The organism is Neorhizobium sp. R1-B (genome assembly GCF_004368875.1).
Taxonomy (GTDB): Bacteria; Pseudomonadota; Alphaproteobacteria; order Rhizobiales; family Rhizobiaceae; genus Neorhizobium; species Neorhizobium huautlense.
The window spans coordinates 39,068-45,710 of record NZ_SOEM01000028.1 but is presented as its reverse complement, the minus strand read 5'-3'; the positions used below and the strand labels follow the sequence as shown (position 1 = coordinate 45,710).

Annotated in this window: 10 protein-coding genes and 1 pseudogene; all 11 read right to left on the bottom strand. The window is 58.4% G+C overall.

Annotated features, from left to right (window positions below; all coding sequences use genetic code 11):
• Positions 1 to 25: 25 nt before the first annotated feature.
• Positions 26 to 1,201 (bottom strand): site-specific integrase, encoded by a 1,176-nt coding sequence (locus tag EDE05_RS24100; RefSeq protein ID WP_245519959.1) that lies wholly within the window; start codon positions 1,199 to 1,201, stop codon positions 26 to 28.
• A complete protein-coding gene (locus EDE05_RS24095) occupies positions 1,201 to 1,467 on the bottom strand; it encodes a hypothetical protein (RefSeq protein ID WP_208325235.1) in 267 nt (88 codons plus the stop codon). Before EDE05_RS24095 ends, EDE05_RS24100 begins: the two co-directional genes overlap by 1 nt.
• Positions 1,468 to 1,470: 3 nt before the next feature.
• Positions 1,471 to 1,810 (bottom strand): annotated as a pseudogene (locus EDE05_RS24090) (HNH endonuclease signature motif containing protein).
• Positions 1,807 to 2,085 (bottom strand): DUF3850 domain-containing protein, encoded by a 279-nt coding sequence (locus EDE05_RS24085; RefSeq protein WP_134103107.1) that lies wholly within the window; start codon positions 2,083 to 2,085, stop codon positions 1,807 to 1,809. The pseudogene EDE05_RS24090 and the gene EDE05_RS24085 overlap by 4 nt, the downstream one beginning before the upstream one ends.
• On the bottom strand, positions 2,082 to 2,507 hold the full coding sequence (locus tag EDE05_RS24080) for a hypothetical protein (RefSeq protein ID WP_134103104.1): 426 nt from the start codon (positions 2,505 to 2,507) through the stop codon (positions 2,082 to 2,084). The genes EDE05_RS24085 and EDE05_RS24080 overlap by 4 nt, the downstream gene beginning before the upstream one ends.
• Positions 2,504 to 3,415: a hypothetical protein gene (locus EDE05_RS24075; RefSeq protein ID WP_134103101.1), complete on the bottom strand. Its 912-nt coding sequence runs from the start codon at positions 3,413 to 3,415 to the stop codon at positions 2,504 to 2,506. The genes EDE05_RS24080 and EDE05_RS24075 overlap by 4 nt, the downstream gene beginning before the upstream one ends.
• Entirely contained in the window at positions 3,412 to 3,768 is a 357-nt protein-coding gene (locus tag EDE05_RS24070) for a hypothetical protein (RefSeq protein WP_134103098.1), read from the bottom strand. The genes EDE05_RS24075 and EDE05_RS24070 overlap by 4 nt, the downstream gene beginning before the upstream one ends.
• Positions 3,758 to 4,372 carry a hypothetical protein gene (locus tag EDE05_RS24065; RefSeq protein WP_134103095.1) on the bottom strand — a complete coding sequence of 205 codons (615 nt, stop codon included), beginning with the start codon at positions 4,370 to 4,372 and terminating at the stop codon, positions 3,758 to 3,760. Before EDE05_RS24065 ends, EDE05_RS24070 begins: the two co-directional genes overlap by 11 nt.
• The gene (locus EDE05_RS24060) at positions 4,369 to 4,791 is read right to left on the bottom strand and encodes a hypothetical protein (protein ID WP_134103093.1); all 423 of its coding nucleotides are present in this window, start codon (positions 4,789 to 4,791) and stop codon (positions 4,369 to 4,371) included. Before EDE05_RS24060 ends, EDE05_RS24065 begins: the two co-directional genes overlap by 4 nt.
• Before the next feature lie 73 nt (positions 4,792 to 4,864).
• Entirely contained in the window at positions 4,865 to 5,434 is a 570-nt protein-coding gene (locus EDE05_RS24055) for a DUF1643 domain-containing protein (protein WP_134103090.1), read from the bottom strand.
• Positions 5,431 to 6,579, bottom strand: a complete 1,149-nt coding sequence (gene dnaN / locus EDE05_RS24050) for a DNA polymerase III subunit beta (protein WP_166675502.1) — start codon at positions 6,577 to 6,579, stop codon at positions 5,431 to 5,433. Before dnaN ends, EDE05_RS24055 begins: the two co-directional genes overlap by 4 nt.
• Between the last annotated feature and the right edge of the window lie 64 nt (positions 6,580 to 6,643).

Genomic DNA, 6,643 nt, shown 5'->3' with positions numbered 1-6,643 from the left:
CCTCTTCTGGGCACCATTCCATTTTTCAAGCATTGTTTTTGCTTGGCTTTTTCTCCCTTTTTGTCCCACTTTTTACGACCCCTTCGGGTGTGGGACAATTTTCATTGCTAGTTTGTTCTGACCGAAGTTTATGGATGGCGCCGGCCGCGAGCTTTTTCCGGTTAGCCTGCTTCGTATAGAGCGTGGTCTGCTTCTTCGTCGTCCATCCGAAGATCGCCATCAGTTCATCGTCAGTCGCACCGTTCTCCGCCGCGATCGTCGCTCCTGCTTTCCGCAGTCCGTGGGTAGAGCAATGGAACAGCCCCGCATCGTCGCACCAGTCGCGCATCTTGTTCCCGAGTCCATTGACGGTGAACGGTTTGCCGTACTCTGTGACGAGATAGGTCATCTGTTTGGCAGGCTGATCATCAAGCCTCTTCTGCAATTCCGGGAGGATTGGGATTTGCACGGTTACGCCGCTTGACTTCGAGGTCTTCCCTGGCCGAATCGTCAGCCAACCATCGCGAACGTGCTGGCGACCCATGATGGCAAGCTCCTGAAGGCGCAGGCCGGTAAAAAGGGCCATACTCAGCATCAAGTGCGCCTTGGTTCCTGGCGGATGCTTTGCCTCAAACTGCTTCACCTCGTCGACGGTCCAGGTATGGAAACCGGTTCCCCCGCCAACCTTTTTGATGCGCAGGGCCGGATTGATCTTCACCAGGTCATTTTCGATTGCCCATCCGAACATTGCCGAAATGTACTTCACGAGATTGTCCTGAGCCCCGGCTGTCTGCGCCAGCTCGTCGCGGATCTCCAGAATGTGCTTCCGCTCGATCTTGTCGACCGGCAGATCTCCCCGCCTATTCTTCTTTTTTGGGGTCAGGCTATCACAAACTTTTTCGAGAAGGCGTGCACGACGGGCGAGCTGATCCGGCGCCATCGTATTGCCAGCCCGCGCCTTGTACTTCAGTACCAACCAGTCAAGAGTTCCCTCGTTCGGAGCGCGGATCAAGGGCTCCGGCTTGGGCTTCTCTCCGGGCCTCAGATACGGGACGCCCAACCGTGCGCAGGCAACTTCATTTTCGAAGGCCACGCTTCCCGGCTCCTCAGTTAGGCGGACCTTTGGGCGGCCGGGAGCACGAAAATAGAAACGCGGCTCCTTCGTTCGCCAATCGCGATCGAGCGTCACGCCTTTGGGAAGCTTCGGATACATCTTGCTCATCAGTCCCAAGGATTGTCTTCGGAGGCGCGAGCGTCAAGTGCCAGATCTTCGCCGCCTTTATGAGGAAGCTTCCTAAATGCCTCAACTAGCTCCCCAACGTCATAAACTTGCCGTTCGCCAATCATGCGAGGCTTCGGCATGGTGCCGGCAGTCACCGCTTTGTCGAACAGCGATGTGCTGATACCGACTAGGGCGGCTGCCTGTTCCCGGTTAATGCCAAGTGGCGGAAGAGAGGTGGGGAGGATTTCGACGCGCAGCGGTTTCAATCTTCAAACCTCCTCACAAGCCATCGCCGCTTTGCGCGCTTCCCACTGGCGCAGGATATTGCGCTTGCGGGTGACGAGCTGCAGGTGCTCTGGATCGGGACGAACGCAGAGACGGTTGCGGCAGTAGTGGTCGATTTCTTTTTTCCCCGGAATGTAGCCGTGCTCGTTGGTCCACATGACCAGGTGCACCGCTACGGTCTGCCCCCCCGAGGGACATGCGAGGGTAACCGGCTCCACGACCCGTCGCGCCAGACGTTGGGCCTGTCCAGATCCAGCAGCCGGTCTGCTCGTCGATCCGGACGCGCGTCATGATCTTTTCGCGGATGCTGTCGCGTCTGGTCATTTGCGACCCACCTCCCGCGTCGAGGGTGATGGGTATGGCCCGAGGCTCATCACGACATAACCGTCGGGCAATCCAAACCCCTCGGTCAGCATATGCTTCACAAGCCGGTTCATGACGCGGCCGGTGTAGATGTCTTTGTCGGGCTGATACTCTTGCAGGTGCAGCGTATCACCAACGCGGAAGTCGCGGTCGTTGAGGCGATATTCGAAAGTCTTGTCGCCGATCGACAGCTCTTCGAATTGCTTTGGCCAGACTTTGAGGGTGTGAACCTTCATGCTGCGACCCTCACGGTTGCGGTTTGACAGAACTTTTTGAAGCTGAGATCGGCGAAGCAATCGGAGATATCGAGCCAAAGGCTGTATCGAGCTTTCGACGCGCTCTCAGCGACCACCGGCTGAGTGTGGCCGTCGAAAGTCACGTTGAAGATGCGGTGTCTGTCCCCGATAGCCTTCAGATGCTGCTTGAGAGCCTGCCGGCCTTCGGCGGTAACGTGGTAAAACGCCATGCCACCCGGTGCGCCTTTGCCGTTCCGGCTCCAGAACGGAGAGGCGTCGAATTCCTTCGCGGTCTTGCTGTCAGCATTGACGGCGAAATGGTTTCGGTAGGTTTCGATCAGAGGATCGACTGGACGGCCGAGCGCGTGGTCGATCTGATCCATCGCCTTGTCTTTGAGGTATCGGTTGACCTGCCGGCTCATTCGGACGCCTCCGATGCGAGGGTATCGAAGACAGCTTGCAGGCCAGCTTTTGTGGCAATCAGGCCGATGTTCTCCTGAGGAATGCCAGCCTCGTCGTTGAGCCAGCGGTCAAAGACAGCGCGGAAGGCTGCCTTGTACGTTGTCGCCAATTCGTCGGTGACCATCATATGAGTAACAGGCGCTGGTGCATGAAGCTCCGCCTCCCGGCGCTTGTTCTCAGTGCTGAATTCCTCGGATGCGTCTAGGAACTCATCATGCGCCGTCTTTTGATGTTGGGGCGGTGGGCTGGAACGAAGAATATCGGCAACTGCGAGGGCGATATGCTCGGCAACCTCCATCGTGCAGGGGTAGGTCGTCTCCTCCTCTGCCTTTCGTGCCAACTGGTCTACGAAATCATGAGAGAGCGTCCACCCGCCGAGCTTTTCTATGTCGCTAGCAGGCGGCAGACCCGCCCCATGCGTCGAGGGTGCGGGCGCTGGTGAGACGATGACCAACTCTAGTTCGCTCAAATGGTCGCGGATGTGCTGGGCAAGAATATCCTGAGAGTGGGTAAGGCCCTTCACGCGCTTGCCGTCCACGATCGGCCCTTCCGGGTACTGATCTTCGGCAATCTGCACATTGATTTCGAGTTGATGCCTGATTTTTGCGATGATCTCGCTAACCCGCAAATGCGTCGAGGGTGATGGGGCCCGCACATCCCAGCACAAGCAGTCATTCGGATGACGCGGGCAACGCTCCTCAGGATCGTCAAAGCCTTCGCAGTCATCGACGCTCTTCATGAGGGGGATGAAATGAGTAGCACCATGCGCACCGCAATGAACGCACTCGCTCTGCACCCAATGCCGATTGCGGACAGACTTCCAAATGTGCTTGCCAAGTTTGCAACGGATGGTCTGAAACAGGCTCATGCGGACCTCCTGTCGCGGTAGTCCCGCCACCTGATGTATTCCATGAAGGTCATGGAGCCGTCGTATGCGAGAAAGTCGATGTACCTCTGTTTGCTGCGTGAGAGCTTCGGAGGCGCTGGGCTTTCCGCCACGGCGGCGCGCTTGCCTTCTTCGGTAACGGTGAAGGCGTCACTGCCGCCGAACAGCTCGACGGCCTGGAAGCGCTTCATGTAGCCGAGCGCGACGAGCTCCATGCAGATCGGATGATCGATGCTGCCTTCGCCGGTGACAAACCTGTTACGGTAGAACGTGCCGCGTCCGTACTGGTCGAGCCCAAGCGAGTGCTGGAGAATGTGGAGCTGCTTAGCGTCCATCCGTCGAGCCCTCCGATGCGAGGGCGGCGCGGGAGGCCCATAGCGCGCCAGCCTCAAATGCCGCCTCGATGATCCCGCCGCTATGCTCGATGCCCTGTTCGGCAACGTAGGCATCAGCGGCACCCCGCATTTGATGAACGGGCGGTGGGGTGGACAATGGTCGATCGACCTTCGCCATGCTGTCCGTCGCCTTGCCGCCGGCGGCGATATGTTCGTCGTACCAGGCGCGGCACTGCTCTGGCGTCAGAGGGTCGCCATCCGCGTTCACAAACCCTTCTGGCTCGTCCAGAAGGGCCTGATAAGTCGGCGCGCAATCGCTGCAGAGACTAGTTTCCGGTCCCCAGAGATATGGCTCGCCCTCCTGGATGTGTTTGCCGCAAGCCTCGCATATCGCAATGGCGGTATCTTCTGCGGAAAGATTTTGATGCTGAGTTGGCAGCGAGGATGACAAAGCAAGCTCGGCACGTTTTCTCCAGGTCAGCCGCTCGCGGTTCGTCTTCTGCCAACCGGCAGCCGCGACATCCAGCATCTGGTTTTCGTCATCCCATCGCCAACCTTCCTGCTCTGCCAACGAGCGGGCCAACGCTTCCACTGCTTCACTCATGCCGTGAGCCTCCATGCCTCGAAGCGGCCTCGCAGGTCGTTCCACGCTCTGGCGGCTTCTGGCTTTGTGTTGAGTTCAGATCTGGATTTGATGCCGAGAATCTTTCTGACTCCGGCGGCCACCCGTTCGCGGTCGGCTGTGTCGAGACCGTAAACGTCGGCAAGGTAGCGCTTGAACACCGAGTCATCGCAGTAGCGGGCGCATTCCTTCGCGAGATCCGGACGTTCGCTTGTCAGCTGATGGCGTAGCTCTCGATTGTCTCTGGTTGCCCTGTCGAACATCGCAATCAGAAAGGTGACGTCGTCATAAACATCCGTGAAAAACGTGCGGTATGGATGTGGGCACGAGGTTGAGAACGAGAACAGGCGCGCACCATCCGCCGCGTCCATGTGTGCGCCGCTTTCATCGTCGACCCTCATAGCAGCGTGCGGCACGGATCTGTGGCGGGCACGGACAAGAGCAAGGCGGTCGATTTCCTCTCGCGTCGCCATCTCACTGGTCCATCCAGCGCCGCCACATGAGCGGCTTTTGATCTGAGGGGATGCGGTGTTTTCCACGCGCGAGCGGATGTTTCGGAAAACCGTCCTTGGTCAGGCCAAGGCAGACGAGATCGACCATCGCGGTTTTGGCGCGCCTGCAGAACTCTTCGTCCTGCCGGTTCCAATGGGCGCCGTCGTTTCCCCATGCAGCAAGGACAGGCGTCGAGGTGTGGCGCGCGGCCGACAGCACCTGCTCAAGATGCAGATTATTGTCCAATCCGTGCGGCCACGCGTTTCGCTTTAGATCCTGCGGGGACGAGGTGCGTAGGGCAAAGAGGTTAATGACGACGATCCCGCCATATCCCCATGCCTTACCGAACTTCATCAGGGTAAGGATCGTCGGATCGTCCTTATCCGCGTCGGCCGTCGACGGATTTAGCATGCAAACTGGAAGCATCACGCCGGTCAGATCCCATTGACGGGTCAGCCGGTATCGATACAGGCCGTTATCCGAGAACAGAGCCGTGCGGCGTATTCTTGCCGGTTCCTGTACTGCATTTCCCTGAAGGTCGAAGATCGTCATTGATCGACCCCCCTCGCGTTCATAGGCGCAATCGCAAACATGTCGTCGATATCCGCGGTGGGGCGGAATACGGTATTTCCGCCCGACGTCAGGCCAAGCCTAACGTCTTGCGTGGCCACACTGTCTAGGACGCCGTCTATGAGCTTCGCATTCAAGCCGATCGAAAAGTCGCTGGTCCCCTCGAAATCTACCGGCACATGCTCCACAGCAGATTCGCCCTGCGAATTAACCAGCTCCAGACGCAGGCCGCCCGATTGCAAAGAGACACGCACGCCCTCTTTCATGTAGTCGCCGGCGACCAGAAGGATGCGACGGACGGACGACTTGAGCGCGTCGACAGAGGCGATGATCTGATAGTCTGGTTCCTTTGGAAGGGTTTCGAATATCTTCACCGGAAACTCGCCATCGATCAGGCGAGAGAAAATTGACACGTTGCCGCAGCTCACGCGCATCAGATGATCGGAGACCATCATTGTTGCGACGGACTTTTCGTCCGAGAACAGCTTGCGCATCGTCTGCGCCAGCTTGCCCGGAATGATGACGGGATCGAAGCGGGCGGGGGACTGAGTGCGCAGCCTGATAATGCCAAGTGTTCGAGTGTTCGTAGCCGCGACAAGCAGCCGATCGCCATTCTCCTCTGGCGCGAGGTATATCCCCAATGTGTACGGACGGCCTGTGTCTGCCTTGTCGACCGCAAAGAGAACCTTCCCGATCGCACTTATGAACGGCGACACATCCAGTCCGAATTGGTCGCCATCAAGTTGGCTTGAGATCGATGGGAAGTCGGCTTCTGGGAGGCTCAGGAGCGTAAACTTTGAGGCCTTGGTGCGGATGGCAATCTGTCCACCGAAGCGACCTGGCAGAAACTCAATCTCCGCCGCCTCAGGAAGGCTCTTTACCAAACCCAAAAGATCTGAGGCGGCAAGAGCGATCCCGGAGGAATGGCTAGTATCAAGCAATTCGCAGACAGCCTCGATCTCAATGTTCAGATCGGTCCCCCGCAACCGTAGTTGATCGCCTTCGGGGCGCAACAAGACGTGCGAGAGAATGGGGATCGTGGCGCTACGGTCTGCTCCCGCGCATGCCGCATCCAGCGCCGGCAGAAGCTGTGAACGATGAACACGGAAAAGCGCTGCGTCAGCCACGGCTCTTACTCCGCGTCTCGCACTTCCGGGCCAGGTTGAGTTCCGAGACAGGGGGGCGCAAACC